Source organism: Aquimarina litoralis (genome assembly GCF_019295435.1).
GTDB lineage: Bacteria > Bacteroidota > Bacteroidia > Flavobacteriales > Flavobacteriaceae > Aquimarina > Aquimarina litoralis_A.
In genome coordinates this window covers 110,905-126,706 of record NZ_WEKL01000003.1, presented here as the reverse complement: position 1 = coordinate 126,706, position 15,802 = coordinate 110,905, and the positions used below count along the sequence as shown (strand labels likewise).

The window sequence follows — 15,802 nt, the reverse complement described above, 5'->3', positions numbered from 1 at the left end:
TATGAAAAAAGGATTACTATCTTTCCTATTATCATTTTTTGCTTTTACAATAATCTCAGCGCAAACACATAAGGATGCTGTTGGAGTTTCTAATAAAAAGACTTTTTCACGAGTATCTTTTTGGCAGGTTTCTGATTATAAATCATACTTTAGTTATCCAGATAGTATTTCCAATAATATACCATTTATTAGGGGAAAGGATTTCTTAGAGTTGAATGATGATGGAACTTATAGTTCTTTGGTTAATAGAGTTTTTACAAGTGGTTATTGGATTCAGAACAATGATTTAATCGTTCTAAAACAAAAGGTCCCTAAAGTTGTAGATGTATATTACGAGGTAATCAAGGAGTCGTCAAATTCTCTTATTCTTAGAAAGGGTGGTGAAGTAATTTCCTTGATTTCAGAATCGCATCCAACATTTGTCAAACTGGAAACTATTAAGGATAAAATTATTGCAAGTCAAGGTTTTTCCTTTTCAAGTCTTTGGAGAGGAGCGTTAGGTATGATTGTTCTGCTATTGATAGCTTACCTTTTTAGTAATAATAGAAAAGCTGTTAACTGGAGAACAACAATTATAGGGTTGGTAGCTCAGCTATTATTGGCGTTTGGAGTACTTAAAGTTGGTTTTGTCCAAGCGGCTTTTGAGTTTGTTGGAGCAATTTTTGTAGCAATACTTAATTATACAGTTGCGGGAAGTGAGTTTTTATTAGGAGGTATTATGGATGTTAACTCTTATGGTTTCATTTTCATTTTTCAAGTCTTACCTACTATTATTTTCTTTTCCGCATTGACATCTTTACTTTTTTATCTTGGAATAATTCAAAAAATTGTAAAGCTTTTAGCTTGGATTCTTACCAAGTTGTTAAGAATTTCAGGAGCTGAGAGTTTGAGTGTTGCTGGAAATATCTTTCTAGGTCAAACAGAGGCACCACTAATGATCAAAGCGTATTTAGAAAGAATGAATCGTTCTGAAATACTTTTGGTTATGGTTGGAGGAATGGCAACAGTAGCTGGTGGAGTCTTAGCGGCTTATATAGGGTTTCTTGGTGGGGATGATGAAGCTTTGAAGTTAGTTTTTGCTAAGCATTTGTTGGCTGCTTCTGTTATGGCAGCTCCAGGAGCAATAGTGATATCCAAAATCTTGTATCCACAAACAGAAGAATTTGATTCAAATATAGAAGTCACTCAAGATAAAATAGGTTCTAATGTTTTAGATGCTATTTCTAATGGTACGACTGAGGGATTAAAATTGGCAGCAAATGTTGGTGCTATGTTATTAGTATTTGTGGCTATGATAGCTATGCTTAATGGAATTTTGGGTTGGGTTGGAGAAATAACTACTTTTAATTCCTTTATAGCGGAAAACACACCTTATGATCGATTTTCTTTAGAATCTATTTTGGGAACTATTTTTGCACCATTGATGTGGTTGATAGGAGTAGCAAAAGAAGATATGATGCTGATGGGACAACTTCTAGGTATAAAACTCGCTGCTAGTGAATTTGTGGGTTACATACAATTAGCAGATTTGAAAAACCCTACAAATCCTATTCATTTAACATATAATAAGTCAGTAATTATGGCAACGTATATGTTGTGTGGTTTTGCGAATTTTGCATCTATAGGAATACAAATTGGTGGTATTGGATCCCTTGCTCCTGGACAACGAAAAACATTGTCAGAGTTCGGAATGAAAGCACTAATTGGCGGTACAATTGCTTCGCTTTTATCTGCAACAATAGCAGGAATGATTATTGGTTAAAATAAGATCATTTTTTTTGTTAAAACCATAATACAAGAATAACTTTTACAAGTATTTCATAATCTGATTATTTAACGATTTCCCATTACCTATTTTTCGTATATTTGACGGAATTAGTATAACTTTAACAAACTCAAAAGAAAGTCAGAAAGGGAATATGAAGCAATACTTGGATCTGGTACGTCATGTACTGGAAAATGGAAACGAAAAAGGTGATAGAACGGGAACAGGAACTAAAAGCGTTTTTGGCTATCAAATGCGCTTTGATTTGAGTGAAGGTTTTCCAATGGTTACCACCAAAAAACTACACTTAAAATCTATAATATACGAGTTATTATGGTTCTTGAATGGAGATACAAATGTTAAGTATCTACAGGAAAATGGTGTTCGTATTTGGAATGAATGGGCAGATGAGCATGGTAATCTAGGACCTGTTTATGGGTATCAATGGAGAAATTGGAATGGAGATGAAATTGATCAGATACAGGAAATTGTAGAAGCGTTGAAAAACAATCCTAATAGCAGGAGAATGTTGGTATCTGCTTGGAATCCAAGTGTCTTGCCAGATACGTCAAAGTCTTTTTCTGAAAATGTAGCTAATGGTAAGGCGGCCTTGCCTCCTTGTCATGCATTTTTTCAATTTTATGTTGCTGATGGAAAACTGTCTTGTCAATTATATCAAAGAAGTGCAGACATATTTTTAGGAGTACCTTTTAATATCGCGTCATATGCATTATTTACTATGATGATGGCACAGGTTTGTGGTTATGAAGCAGGGGAATTTATTCATACTTTTGGAGATGCCCATATATACAATAATCATAAAGAACAATTAGAATTGCAGTTGTCAAGAACACCAAGAAAATTACCAACGATTAAGATCAATCCTGAGGTGAAAGATATTTTTGGCTTTGTTTTTGATGACTTCACTTTGGAAGACTATAATCCGCACCCTCATATTAAAGGTGCAGTTGCAGTTTAGCCCCCAAATTTAAACTGAAATACTATGAAGAAATTTTTACTTATTATAACGATTTTATGTTCCACTTTTGCCTTTGCTCAGGATAATATTATCCTGTCCAAAGAAAATGCAAATGAGAAAGGAATTACACCGATGTGGCCTAAGTGTGAAAAATCTAGACAAACTCCTATAAAGTGTTTTGATAATAATTTGAGAAAGCACATTATAAGTAATTTTAGATATCCTGAAGAAGCTTTGAAAGATGGTTTAGCTGGTACAGTTACAGTAGAATTTATTATTAATAATAAAGGTAAAGCAGAAGTAATTGATGTAAAAGGGGGACATAGGCATTTGCAAAGAGAAGCGGTTAGAATAGTTCGTGCTATTCCTAAAATGAAACCTGGGAAGTGGGGTAAAAAACCAATTGCCATAGCGTATGAGGTGCCGATTACTTTTGTAAAACCACAGAAATAAACTTCTATTATTTAACATTGGATTAACTCCGTTGTTGAATGATGACAGCGTAAAAAGCATTAAATTTGAGTGTATTCGTAAATCGGATACACTCTTTTTTATGGTAATTACTGATAATTTGCTTTCTTCTTTATTAGAGACAAGAGCTCATACAGAAGAAATATGTTCTCCTCTTCAAACCGAGGATTATGTTGTTCAACCCATAGTTGATGTCTCTCCTCCGAAATGGCATTTAGGACATACTACTTGGTTCTTCGAAGAATTTATTCTTACTAAATACAAAACTGATTATAAGAGATTTCATGAAGATTTCGCTTTCGTATTTAATAGTTATTATGAAAGTATTGGAAAACGTGTAGTGAGAACGAATAGAGGAAATCTATCTCGCCCTACAGTGAATGAAGTATATGAATATAGGGACTATGTAACGAATCATCTACAAGTTTTGTTAGAAGATATTAATGTTAGTGAAGAGTTGAGATCTCTCCTAGAGATTGGTATTCATCACGAAAAACAACATCAGGAGCTATTACTTACTGATATTAAATTTATATTAGGGAACAACCCTTTATTGCCAAAATACAGCGATACCTTTAGTGAAAGTCCAAATATAAATTCTTCAAATGTTTATCATGATATAAATGAAGGTATTTATGAGATAGGTTATAAAGGAGATGAATTTTGTTATGATAATGAGTTAGGTGTACATAAAGTATTTTTAGAAGCTTACAGTATCGCAGATAGTTTAGTAACAAACAAGGAGTATTTAGATTTTATTACAGATAAAGGATATGAGGATAGTCTATTATGGCATGCAGAGGCTTGGGATTGGATTAACTCCAAACAGATAAAGAGTCCCTTATATTGGCATAAAATGGATGGTCAGTATCAACAATATACGTTACAAGGATTGAAAACACTTGACCTAATCGCACCTGTAACACACATTTCTTATTATGAAGCTTTTGCCTTTGCACAATGGAAAGGAGAACGTCTTCCAACAGAATTTGAATGGGAAGTCGCTCACAAATTTTTTGATTGGGGATTACGATGGGAGTGGACTGAGAGTGCTTATCTACCATACCCTAATTATTCAAAAGCTCCAGGAGCACTTGGCGAGTATAATGGGAAGTTTATGGTAAATCAAAAAGTACTTCGCGGAGGATCCATTGCAACTCCACAAAATCATACAAGGCCAACATATCGTAATTTTTTTCACCCACAGCTAAGATGGCAATTCAATGGATTGCGATTAGTAAAAAGTAAATAATCCCCTTTTTTAGATGAGTTCAAAAGATCAAAATGTACTAATGTGTACTTTCGGAAAAGAAGTACATGAAGGATTGACCAGTTTTCCAAAATATCTGTCTTCTAAGTTTTTTTATGATGAATTAGGAGATAAACTCTTTCAAAAGATAATGGACTTACCTGAGTATTATCTTACAAATGCGGAATATGATATTTTTCAATTACATAAGACTAATATTTTAAAGAGTTTTGATGCTAGTAAGAAAGGTTTTGATTTAATCGAACTTGGTGCCGGTGATGGAAAAAAAACCAAAGTCCTACTAAAAGAATTATTAAAAGAGAGCTATCCAGTTACGTATCATCCGATTGATATTAGTAAACATGCGATAGATGGATTAGTAGATAATCTTGCATCAGAATTGTCAGAGCTTCAGGTGCAAGGTCAGATTGGAGAGTATTTTGAAGTATTAGATAGATTAAAACATATCAGTGATCGAAAAAAAGTAATCATGGTATTAGGATCTAATATTGGTAATTTACTGCATCCAAGAGCAATTCAATTTTTGAAAAAATTGAATTCAGTAATGAATACTGATGATGAAGTTTTTATTGGATTTGATCAAAAGAAACATCCGCAGAAAGTTTTAGATGCTTACAACGACAAAACTGGAGTAACAGCTGCATTTAATAAAAATATTTTAACCAGAATTAATAGAGAGCTTGGAGGTAATTTTGATTTAGACGCTTTTATCCATTGGGAGGTATATGATCCAGAAAGTGGTACGGCAAAAAGTTATTTGGTGAGCACAAAAAAACAGACGGTAGATATTGATTGTTTGGAATTACAAGTTCAATTTGAAGCCTGGGAAAGTATTCACACAGAAATTTCTCAAAAGTATGATGATGATACAGTTAAGTGGCTGGCAGAAGAATCAGGATTTGTTATTACAGATGCTTTTTCAGATAAAGACAAGTATTATAAAAACTATGTATTTAAGAAGTCAGAATAGACAAATAATTAAAAAATAAAAATTATGAAAGCTATATGGAATAATCAAGTGATTGCAGAAAGCAATGATACAAAAGTGATAGAAAATAATCATTATTTTCCTCCAGAAGCGATAAAAAAAGAGTTCTTTAAATCGAGCGAAACTCATACTAACTGTCCTTGGAAGGGTGTAGCATCCTACTATACCATATCTGTTGATGGTAAGGAAAACAAAGATGCTGCATGGTACTATCCGGAAACAAGTGATTTAGCCAAGCAAATCAAAGGATATGTAGCATTTTGGAAAGGTATTGAGGTTGTAGAATAATTACAACCTCAATTTTTATGTTTTATAATTATAGTACTAGTAAGCTATTTTCAGCAGCAGCAAAATCATTCCACTGATATCCATCAGCTTCCGTTTCATTTGTCCACTCTCCATCTACTACATATTTAAATTCAAACTTTTGATCTTTAGGAAGATCTAAAGTCCCCTTAAACGTACCGTTTTTTAATTTTTTCAATATTGTTGCTTTCGTATCCCACTCGTTAAATTCCCCAGCTACAGAAACACTAGTAGCTTCTTTTGCAGGAACAGAAAAAGTAACTTTACAAATTGGTTTTGACTTTAGATATTGTTTGGTTATTGCCATAATTCTTGTTTATAATTAATCTTTAGTTAATAAAATTATCTGTTAAATTAATACAAAACATTAAAAAACAAAAGTGGAAAGAGTCAGATTTTCAATAATTTAATGAACAATTAACAATTAAATGTTAACGATAACGATGTAGTATTTCAACAAGTTGGTTTAAATCATCTACAGAATTATAAAAATGAAGACTTACCCTGATACCATTTCCTCGGAGAGAGGTAATAATATCTTTTTCTTTAAGGGTATTATGTAATTTTTGATCTCCTTTAATGTTGAAAATCGAACTATGATTTTTTCTTTGTATAACATCTTGATCTAATAGCTCTAAGTTCATAAACTCATTTTTAGCATAGCTCGATAGCTGGGTAATTTTGTCTTCAATTTTCGAAAGACCTATTTTAGACAGAAATTGTAGTGAAAATTGTAAACTCCCGAAATTGTAGGTGTCCAAATGACCACATTCAAATCTTGCTTTTAAATTAGTATACGAAGAGTCGTAAGAAGTATTCGTAGCAGTTTCTATGTAGTTTTTAGGTGTAATACTTTTTAAAATTCCTTCTTTGAATATTAAAAAGCCGTTTCCATAACCACCTAGCAACCATTTATAACCGCTACATCCTAAAATATCAATTCCAGATTTTTCAAAATTGAAAACCTTTGTTCCACAAAATTGTGTTCCATCTGCAATGAGCAGCAAATTTGGATGTTTTAGTTTTAGAGCCTTCAAAAAATCTAGATCGATAGTAATTCCACTTATATATTGTACTAAACTAAAAGCAAAAATGTCTGGTGAATGTTCGGCAATTGCGTCTGAAATGTTTTGTTCTAGTGAAGCATTAACTTTAGCATAGTACACATTAAATCCCTTATTTTTTACAGAAAAATTTATTGAGGGATAATCTTCATCTAATAATAACACTTTTTTATTCTTTTCTAAACCGTTTAAGACAGTGTTGAACCCAATAGAAAAATTAGGAGTTAGGGCAGTGTTCTCAGATGAACCACCACAAAAATCTGCAACTGAATTTCTAACTGTATTTAGAAATTGTTCTTGCCTTTCTCGAAACATACTTCCTCCAATCAAAAAATCAAGATCATGCTCCTGTCTATAATCTAGTAATGAATCATATAATAATCCTGATGCAGCGGTGTTAAGGTAGGTGTTTTGAGATAGTACGGGAAATTCTTTTTGTAAATTCTTCATAAGTTCGTTTAGGGCTTTTTAGCAAAACCTTTATATTTACTTTGAGATTAATCAAGCATTACTAAGGTACTATTAAAATGTTTTCAAAAAGAAAAGATACTCCACAAATTGATCCAGTTCAAAGGGAATTATATGAACATGCTCGTAAACGTGTTGTTCAGAAAAAAAGGCTATTTCAACATTTTATTGTGTTTTTAGTGGGAGTATTATTCTTGTTGATCTTCGATTTTTTAATTGGTTTTGGTAAAGAGATCACTTTTTTTGGCTTGAATTGGTCTGTTGTAGCGGTTATTTGTTGGGCATTTTTATTTGTTCTGCACTTTTGTAATGTTTGGTTGTTCCATAAATTTATGGGTACGGATTGGACTAGTAGACAAATGGAGCGTTTGATTGCAAAGCAAAAGGCAGAAATAGAACTAATTCAGAAAGATGTTGATAAGATGTATCCTAAAGATGAACTTTTAAAAAAGAAGGAAGACTTTATCATACAAGGGCAATCTAAAACCACTCAAGAGGTAGTAACTCCTGTCAAAAAGCAGAAACAGAACATTACAATGATTGCCGCTGCTGGAGAAAACGATGCACTAGGCAAAGACAATGATTTGGTCTGGCATTTGCCAAATGATTTTAAACGTTTCAAGCAATTAACAACTGGACACCATATTATTATGGGACGAAAGACGTTTGAATCATTTCCGAAACCATTACCAAATCGTGTGCATGTAGTAATTACAAGAAATCCAGAATATAAACCTGAAGGAGTTATAGTGGTGCATTCTATGGATGAAGCGCTAGAAATTGCAAAAGATGATCCTCAACCATTTATAATTGGTGGTGGAGAGATTTATAAGATTGGATTGGAGTATGCCGATAGTATAGAGCTCACAAGAGTTCATGGGAGATTTGAAGCAGATGCTTTTTTTCCAGAAATTGATCCTGGACTATGGATTTTGGAAAATAAAGAATTACATAGTGCAGATGATCGACATGAATATGGATTTACGTATTTAACATACAGGAAAAAGTAATTTCTCTTTTGTTATCAGCCCTTCAAATACAATACATTGAAGATTTACTAAATGATAAGGTGAAGCAAAGCCAACCGCTTTCCGGTGGTGATATTAATGATGTTTATTTACTTGATACAGTTAATCTACAAGTAGTTGTTAAAAAGAATAGTGCTTCACGTTTTCCAGATATGTTCGAAAAAGAAGCACAAGGATTAAAAGTGCTTCGAGACACAAAAACATTTACCATTCCAGAAGTTTTAGGAATTGGGGCTTTGAGCGATACTTCATTTTTATTATTAGAATATATTCAACCTCAAGAAAAACATAAAGATTTTTGGGAAATATTTGGATCTCAGTTGGCTTCATTGCATCAAAATTCAACATCTCATTTTGGTTTTGAAAGTGATAATTATATCGGAAGTCTATGGCAGTATAATAAGTTATGTAACTCATCAGTTGATTTCTATATTACCCAAAGACTGCAACCACAGTTTATTTTAGCTTCTCAAAAAGGCTTTTCTTTTCAAAATCTGGATGTTTTTTATAAAAATATTGAAAAAGAAATACCTAATGAACTCTCAAGTCTTATTCATGGAGATCTTTGGAATGGGAATTATACAATAGGTATTAAAGGGTTTCCGTCTTTGATCGATCCCGCAGTAGCTTACGCTCCTAGAGAAATGGATATTGCTATGATGCATCTGTTCGGTGGGTTTGACCCACAATTGTTCTTGATTTATAATGAGATCTATCCACTTCAGGGAAATTGGAAAGACAGAATGTCTCTCTGGCAGTTGTATTATGTATTAGTCCATCTTAATATTTTTGGAAGTTCCTATTATAATCGTGTACAGCAGATTATTAACAGATATCAATAATTACTATATGTTTTATTGGTCTCAGGAATAGTTAAAACTATACACTATAGTGTATTTTACTTTTAGTTTCTACAAATGTTATCGAGTGCTGTTGGCAATTAGTTCTTGGCTATTAGCTTTTAAAAGCTAATAGCCAAGCGCAAAAAGCTAAGAACAAAATTGATGTCAAAAAAAGAAGACTTTCAGTCATAATGGGAATTATAGATCCTCCTGTCTATGGTGGTACATTTCGATATTCGTTTTCAGATTGGTTAAAATTCTATAGCTTCATAATAATCACTTTTAACTTTATAGTTACTTTTGTTAAAATTTTAAAAGACACAATACATGAACGCATATGTTTTTCCAGGTCAAGGGGCTCAGTTTTCAGGAATGGGACTGGATTTATATGAAAATTCAGAAGTAGCAAAAGAACTTTTTCATAAAGCCAATGATATTTTAGGTTTTGAAATAACTAAAATCATGTTTGAAGGTACTGCGGAAGAGTTAAAAGAAACAAAGGTTACGCAGCCAGCAATATTTTTACACTCTGTGATTCTTAGCAAAGTATTGGGTGATACTTTTCAGCCAGATATGGTTGCTGGGCATTCTTTAGGAGAGTTTTCTGCTTTAGTAGCTAGCGGCGCATTGAATTTTGAAGACGCATTGCAATTAGTTTCAAAAAGAGCGTTAGCAATGCAAAAAGCATGTGAATTACAGTCTTCTACAATGGCAGCAGTTTTGGGATTAGAGGATGAGGTTGTAGAAAAAGTATGTGAAGAAATTGACGGAATTGTAGTTGCGGCAAATTACAATTGTCCAGGTCAATTAGTTATTTCAGGAGAAGTGGCAGCTATAGAAAAGGCTTGCGAAATTCTTAAGGAAAAAGGAGCTAGAAGAGCCTTAGTATTACCTGTTGGAGGAGCATTTCACTCACCTTTAATGGAGCCTGCAAGAGAAGAATTAGCTGCAGCAATTGAGGCTACAGCATTTAGTACTCCTAAATGTCCAATTTATCAGAATGTAACGACAACAGCAGTAACGGATCCAGAAGAAATTAAAAAGAATCTGATAGCACAGTTAACGGCTCCTGTAAAATGGACACAAAGTGTACAAAATATGATGAAAGACGGTGCTACTTCATTTACCGAAGTTGGACCGGGTAAAGTATTGTCTGGATTGGTTAAAAAGGTAGATCGATCAATGGAAACAATTTCTGCCTCGATCTAAATGAAATTTCAAATATTATTTCAAAAAACCTTTAAACGTAAATTCGTTTAGAGGTTTTTTGTTAAAATTAAGATGCTACATGGAAACGGCTTTAAACTGGGTTTCTAGATATATTTGTTTCCAAGTCTTATTTTCATAAGATCCTACTTTAAAATTATAGGTGTTGTCATCGACATATTCCCACATATCGGTTACTAATGACTCTCCGTATTGATATTGATAAAGTATGTTTTTTCCATCGATTATTATTTTTCCTTCTGTAACTCCTCCAAAAATATCAAACTCCCAAAATCTTAAAGTTTTACTTTTGGTATCGAATTTTCGTATGCCATGATTCCGCCATCCATATTCAGTTTGTTCTTGATTTGTAAATCCCTTTGATCGAGCTATTACCAAAGTATTGTTTAAATCATACTTGAATATAATTTCTTGCTTGAAAACGGTTCCATTACCCCATTTCCCTTCTGCTTTCCATTCTTTATTCATAAGATTTTGGAATATTTCAAGATTAGATTCTTGTGCAGAAATCGATTGATTTAGAAAAAAAATAAAAACTATAAGTCTAATGATTTGATATTTCATAACCATAATAATTTCCTTAGGATTGAATAATTACGAAGATACTATCTATTAACCTTTTATATGTTTTTCTTAAATAAATCTTGTTGATATTCGGTCAGGCTAACTAAGTATTAAAAAATTCATCGATTCGTCGATACCATTCGTCGATGTTTACTTCGTTAAATGGTGAAATAACCGTTTAACAGGAGCATTTTTCCATTCATAGATAGTAATTGGTGCTCTATCCAGATAAGCTAATAATACGGTTTTCCCTCAACTATCTTTACAGTAAAGAAAAAGGAAAAACCCCAAATAAAATGTCAAATTTAAGATCAATACTAACAGGAATACTTACGATAGCAGCTGGTTTTACAGGAATAGCACAAGACGCTTTTCATAATTTTGGAAATGCTCAAGTTCATAATGGTGGTCAAATTGGATTTCATATTAATGTTGTCAATGATGGAGCGTTTGATAATAACGTAGGGAAAGTTGGTTTCTATAATCAAAGTAGTTTAACTGTTTCGGGAGATAATAAGCCTGTTTTTCATGATGTAGAGATTGATGTACAAGAAGATTTAATTTTAGAAGTTGGAGTAGGGGTTACTAACTTTCAAGAATTTGTAAATGGAAGAGTAATTACAGATAAAAATGAGAAAACTATTTCTTTAGACTATATGAATGATACTCCATATTTGGGAGAAAGTGATGATAGATATGTAGATGGTTATGCGACAACTACTGGAGATTTAGATTTTTCTTTTCCTGTTGGAGATGATTTTAGATTAAGACCAATAAAAATAGAAGCAAATGCGGCTACTAATACTGCAAGAGCAGCTTATTTCTTTGAAAATCCAAATTCACCAAACTTCTTCGCAGAAAGATTCGATACAGAGCAACATGAAGAATTATTGTTTGGAGTGAGTATTTTCGAGTTTTGGGATTTAGATGGAGATAAGGAAACTAAAGTTACTTTGACTTGGGATAGTAATAGTAATATTCCAACTTTGGTAGGGGAAATAGAAGATTTAAGAGTTGTAGGATGGAGTAAAGCTTTAAAGAAGTGGGTGAATTTGGGGAATACATCCGTAAGCGGTGATTTAAATAATGGAGAAATCTCTTCTGATTCTATAAACCCAAATGATTATGAAGTGTTAACTTTTGGATCTTCTAACAGATTATTAGATGGAGATTTACAAATCTTTACTGCGGTTTCACCTAATGGAGATGGGTATAATGATACTTTCAAAATTCAAGGTTTAGCTAAATTTCCAGATAATGAATTGTCAATTTATAACAGATGGGGAGTATTAGTTTTTCAAAAGAAAGCATATCATACGGACCAAAACTTTGCAGGGATTTCTGAAGGAAGGGCTACAGTATCTGCAGATTCAAAATTGCCAGAAGGAACATATTACTATGTATTGAATCTTAAAGGAGCTAAAGATAGAGCTGGATATTTATACATCAGTAGATAAAAAACTTAATCTTTATCCTTTTTGGTAAGTATCTTATCAATTTGTTCAAAAGAATACATCCCTAAAAGTGTTCCATCTGGAGAGATTAAAAATTTAGTAGGTATTTCTGAAACACCGTATTTTCTTGCTATATCGGATAATAACACAAAACGATTTTGATTTACAATTTGATGCTTCCAGGTATATCCATATTTGTCGGCTACCTTTTTCCAGGTTTTTAAATTTTTTTCAAGGGCAACTGTTACTATAGTAAGTTGATTTGAATGCTTTTTATGTAGTGCTACTAATTCAGGACTTTCCTTTATACAAGGTGGACACCAAGATCCCCAAAAATCTAATAATACATATGTTCCTTGTAAATCGGATAATTTAAAAGGAGAGCCATCAATTAAAGTAGCTTCAAAATCTGGAGCTTGCTCGCCATGAGTAGCTGTTCCCATTTTGGTGTATATATAAAAGAGGCCGAAAAGGGCTATTAAACCAAGGAGAATATAATTAATTGTTTTTTTCATATTGTCTAACCAGTATTATTTGAACTTCAATTTAATATTCGTCTAGTAAATTTGGAGCACACTTTTAGGTTAGTCTTACGTTTTTAGAATTCCTTAATCTAAATTTCTTTCTTTTAGAATGTCTTCTAATGCTTTATTTTTTTTGGAATTTTTGACTATTCTGTAAATCAAAAAAGCAAGTAAAAGCATTGGAATAAGTCCCAAGGGGTTTTTTGCTACGCTCCACCCTACAACTCCAACAACCAAGATTCCTGCCAGAAACCCAATAAAAGTAGCGTGAAATATTTTTGAATTCTTCAGTTTCTTTTTAAGGACTAATAATTCTTTATCCGTTAGTTTAGAGAGTTCACTTTTATCCATTAATAATCTTCAATTGTTCATTAATCTTTTGATATAAGAGTAGTCTGTATAACAAAATTATTGTTTGTATACTTTTCCATTTTTCATAACGAAAACTACATTTTCCATAGTTTTAATATTATTTCTTGGATCTTCATTTACTGCTACAATATCAGCAAGAAAATCAGGAGCTATCTGTCCTAATTCCTTGCTCATATTTAGTACTTTGGCATTTACGATAGTCGCACATTGAATAGTAGTGATAGCAGGCATGCCTGCTTCGACCATATATCCAAATTCTTTTCCATTTTCTCCGTGTTTAAAAACTCCCGCATCTGTTCCAAACGCGATTCGTACACCTCGTTTATAAGCTTTTTTAAAAGTATCTTGGATTTTCGGTCCTATTTCTAAAGCTTTAGGAACAATGATCGAGGGATAATAACCATCAATTTTTGCTTTTTCGGTTACTTCTTTACCAGCAGTAATTGTCGGTACTAAATAGGCTCTCTTTTTTTTCATTAAGTCCATCGTTTTAGTACTCATTAAGGTTCCATGTTCGATGGTTGTTACTCCTCCATTTAAAGCACGTTGCATACCTTCATCTCCATGAGCATGAGCAGCAACATGGAATCCATAATCTTTAGCTGTTTCGCAAATTGCTTTTATTTCTTCTAGCTTAAATTGTGGGTTAGAACCACTTTTTGCGACACTTAATACGCCGCCTGTTGCTGTAATTTTAATGAGATCTGCCCCATTTTTATAACGTTGTCTTACTGCTTTTTTTGCATCTTCTATACCATTTACAACACCGTCTTTTGGTCCTGGATCTCCGATAATGGATTTTTTACTTCCATTGGTTGGATCTCCATGGCCTCCTGTACTGGATATAATCTTACCGGCAGTAAAAATTCGTGGTCCTATAATTTTTTCCTGGGCGATTGCTTTTTTTAGAGAGATGTTTACACCGCTTCCTCCAAGATCTCTTACTGTAGTAAATCCAGCTAACAAGGTAGCTTTTGCGAATCCTACCGAATTGTAAGCAACATCTGCGTCGTTGTGTGTGTAACGTTCTAAATATGCTTTCGGATTGGATTCACTTTCCATATGCACATGCATATCAATTAGACCAGGCATTACCGTTTTGTCCTTAAGGTCTATAATTATATCATTGCTTTCTCCGTTTGTATATCCTGATTCTACTTTTGTGATTTTATTTCCGGAAACAATAATGGTTCTTTCAGTAAGAGTTTTTCCTGTTTTTGTATCAATTAGTTTTCCACAATGAATATAAGTGTCTTGTGAAAATAGGGTACTGCTTATTATTGCAAAAAGCAAGGTATAGACAAGTTTCATAAGTTTAAAAATATAAAGTTATTTGTGAATGAGTTTGTGTATTAATAATCAAACAATTTAAAATAAAATCATTAAACTCATAGATAGATTAAGAATTCTTTTAGAAATCGAATAATTTGATATTTGTTATCTGCCATGAAACTCCATGTTTGGTAGAGGAGTATCTCCTTTTAGGTATGTGTCAAACCAATTCAAAACATCTTGATCTCTTTCATCTCTAAATTGAGTGATACCATGATCTGCTCCTTCATATACTTTTAGTCGATAGGGAATTCTGTATTTTTCAAATTCTAGTGCTAACTGCAGTGAATTTGTAGATTTTACTCTCCAATCCGAATTGCCATGTAATAATAAGATGGGTACATTTTTAGAAAATTTATCAGCCCAAACAATGGCAGATCTTTTTTCTAGTTCCTCTTTTTTGTTTTGAAGGTAATTAGGAATTAATTCTTCATATACTCCTTTTTCCATTTCTGGGCGATCAATGGTTCGTAAATCAGATTTTGCGCCTCCTACTACTGCTGCTTTAATTACATCGGTTTTAGTTAAAGCAATATACGTCATCATACCACCACGACTCCAACCATACATTCCTATACGAGTGGTATCAACTTTTGGTAGCTCTTCAATTACTTTGGTGAGATTTAATATATCATTGACATCGCTACCGCCAAATTCTTCCATCCCCTCGCTTTTACCCGAACCTCTGTAATTACATCCGATAACTACATAACCTTCGCTTGCTAATTTAGAGAATACATAGGCCGCAGGAAGTTTCATTTCTCCTCTGAATAATTGTAATGCACCAAAATCTCGGTTACCGCCACGATTGTATATGATCACTGGATGTTTTCCTTCTTTTTTAGGAATTGCTGCAAAAGCCTGAATTTTTAAACCGTCACTCATATATGATATCTCATACATATCCACATTTTCCAAGAAATGGAGCCTATCTTTAAACTTTGATTTTGATTGATCCGTATACAAGTTTGGATAGTCTTTCCAGTTGATTTTTTGTTGCTCTATGATTAATGATTCTTCTTGAGAAGAACAGGCGCTGAAGTTGCAAATAAGTAGTAAAAGAATTAGAATACGTTTCATTTTTTTTCTTTAAAAGACATACGAAAAGAGATTTTATTACAAGAAACCTGTATGATTTCTATTAAGTT

At 32.9% G+C, this 15,802-nt stretch carries 17 protein-coding genes; 10 read left to right on the top strand and 7 right to left on the bottom strand.

What is annotated here, in order from left to right; translation table 11 throughout:
• Nucleotide 1: 1 nt before the first annotated feature.
• From GBO31_RS02710 to GBO31_RS02685, 6 genes are all read left to right on the top strand, one after another.
• Complete coding sequence (locus tag GBO31_RS02710; protein WP_246615751.1) at nt 2-1,762, top strand: NupC/NupG family nucleoside CNT transporter; 1,761 nt, start codon at nt 2-4, stop codon at nt 1,760-1,762.
• Nucleotides 1,763-1,919: 157 nt separating this feature from the next.
• Nucleotides 1,920-2,744 carry a thymidylate synthase gene (locus GBO31_RS02705; protein WP_219006774.1) on the top strand — a complete coding sequence of 275 codons (825 nt, stop codon included), beginning with the start codon at nt 1,920-1,922 and terminating at the stop codon, nt 2,742-2,744.
• Nucleotides 2,745-2,768: 24 nt separating this feature from the next.
• Nucleotides 2,769-3,197: an energy transducer TonB gene (locus GBO31_RS02700; protein ID WP_219006773.1), complete on the top strand. Its 429-nt coding sequence runs from the start codon at nt 2,769-2,771 to the stop codon at nt 3,195-3,197.
• 100 nt (nt 3,198-3,297) lie between these two features.
• Nucleotides 3,298-4,467 (top strand): ergothioneine biosynthesis protein EgtB, encoded by a 1,170-nt coding sequence (egtB, locus tag GBO31_RS02695; protein WP_219006772.1) that lies wholly within the window; start codon nt 3,298-3,300, stop codon nt 4,465-4,467.
• 13 nt (nt 4,468-4,480) lie between these two features.
• Entirely contained in the window at nt 4,481-5,455 is a 975-nt protein-coding gene (locus GBO31_RS02690) for an L-histidine N(alpha)-methyltransferase (RefSeq protein ID WP_219006771.1), read from the top strand.
• Nucleotides 5,456-5,479: 24 nt separating this feature from the next.
• On the top strand, nt 5,480-5,761 hold the full coding sequence (locus GBO31_RS02685; RefSeq protein WP_219006770.1) for a DUF427 domain-containing protein: 282 nt from the start codon (nt 5,480-5,482) through the stop codon (nt 5,759-5,761).
• A gap of 28 nt (nt 5,762-5,789) precedes the next feature.
• Here GBO31_RS02685 and GBO31_RS02680 read toward each other — a convergent pair whose 3' ends face one another.
• Both GBO31_RS02680 and GBO31_RS02675 read right to left on the bottom strand, forming a co-directional pair.
• A complete protein-coding gene (locus GBO31_RS02680; protein WP_219006769.1) occupies nt 5,790-6,086 on the bottom strand; it encodes an isoamylase early set domain-containing protein in 297 nt (98 codons plus the stop codon).
• 124 nt (nt 6,087-6,210) lie between these two features.
• Nucleotides 6,211-7,293: an aminotransferase class V-fold PLP-dependent enzyme gene (locus tag GBO31_RS02675; RefSeq protein WP_219006768.1), complete on the bottom strand. Its 1,083-nt coding sequence runs from the start codon at nt 7,291-7,293 to the stop codon at nt 6,211-6,213.
• Between the two features lie 77 nt (nt 7,294-7,370).
• Between GBO31_RS02675 and GBO31_RS02670 the strand changes: the two genes are divergently transcribed.
• From GBO31_RS02670 to fabD, 3 genes are all read left to right on the top strand, one after another.
• Nucleotides 7,371-8,321 carry a dihydrofolate reductase gene (locus GBO31_RS02670; protein WP_219006767.1) on the top strand — a complete coding sequence of 317 codons (951 nt, stop codon included), beginning with the start codon at nt 7,371-7,373 and terminating at the stop codon, nt 8,319-8,321.
• 8 nt (nt 8,322-8,329) lie between these two features.
• Nucleotides 8,330-9,181, top strand: a complete 852-nt coding sequence (locus GBO31_RS02665; protein ID WP_219006766.1) for a fructosamine kinase family protein — start codon at nt 8,330-8,332, stop codon at nt 9,179-9,181.
• Nucleotides 9,182-9,508: 327 nt separating this feature from the next.
• The gene (gene fabD / locus GBO31_RS02660; protein ID WP_219006765.1) at nt 9,509-10,390 is read left to right on the top strand and encodes an ACP S-malonyltransferase; all 882 of its coding nucleotides are present in this window, start codon (nt 9,509-9,511) and stop codon (nt 10,388-10,390) included.
• A 75-nt stretch (nt 10,391-10,465) separates the two neighbouring features.
• On the opposite strand, the gene GBO31_RS02655 is transcribed toward fabD, so the two are convergent.
• On the bottom strand, nt 10,466-10,972 hold the full coding sequence (locus GBO31_RS02655; RefSeq protein ID WP_219006764.1) for a hypothetical protein: 507 nt from the start codon (nt 10,970-10,972) through the stop codon (nt 10,466-10,468).
• A 296-nt stretch (nt 10,973-11,268) separates the two neighbouring features.
• On the opposite strand from GBO31_RS02655, the gene GBO31_RS02650 reads away from it, so the two are divergent.
• Entirely contained in the window at nt 11,269-12,429 is a 1,161-nt protein-coding gene (locus GBO31_RS02650) for a gliding motility-associated C-terminal domain-containing protein (protein WP_219006763.1), read from the top strand.
• A 5-nt stretch (nt 12,430-12,434) separates the two neighbouring features.
• Here GBO31_RS02650 and GBO31_RS02645 read toward each other — a convergent pair whose 3' ends face one another.
• From GBO31_RS02645 to GBO31_RS02630, 4 genes are all read right to left on the bottom strand, one after another.
• Nucleotides 12,435-12,869: a TlpA family protein disulfide reductase gene (locus GBO31_RS02645; RefSeq protein ID WP_219006762.1), complete on the bottom strand. Its 435-nt coding sequence runs from the start codon at nt 12,867-12,869 to the stop codon at nt 12,435-12,437.
• 165 nt (nt 12,870-13,034) lie between these two features.
• Nucleotides 13,035-13,301 carry a hypothetical protein gene (locus GBO31_RS02640; protein WP_219006761.1) on the bottom strand — a complete coding sequence of 89 codons (267 nt, stop codon included), beginning with the start codon at nt 13,299-13,301 and terminating at the stop codon, nt 13,035-13,037.
• 57 nt (nt 13,302-13,358) lie between these two features.
• The gene (locus tag GBO31_RS02635) at nt 13,359-14,633 is read right to left on the bottom strand and encodes a metal-dependent hydrolase family protein (protein ID WP_219006760.1); all 1,275 of its coding nucleotides are present in this window, start codon (nt 14,631-14,633) and stop codon (nt 13,359-13,361) included.
• Nucleotides 14,634-14,759: 126 nt separating this feature from the next.
• Nucleotides 14,760-15,734, bottom strand: a complete 975-nt coding sequence (locus GBO31_RS02630) for an alpha/beta hydrolase family protein (RefSeq protein WP_219006759.1) — start codon at nt 15,732-15,734, stop codon at nt 14,760-14,762.
• Nucleotides 15,735-15,802: the final 68 nt, after the last annotated feature.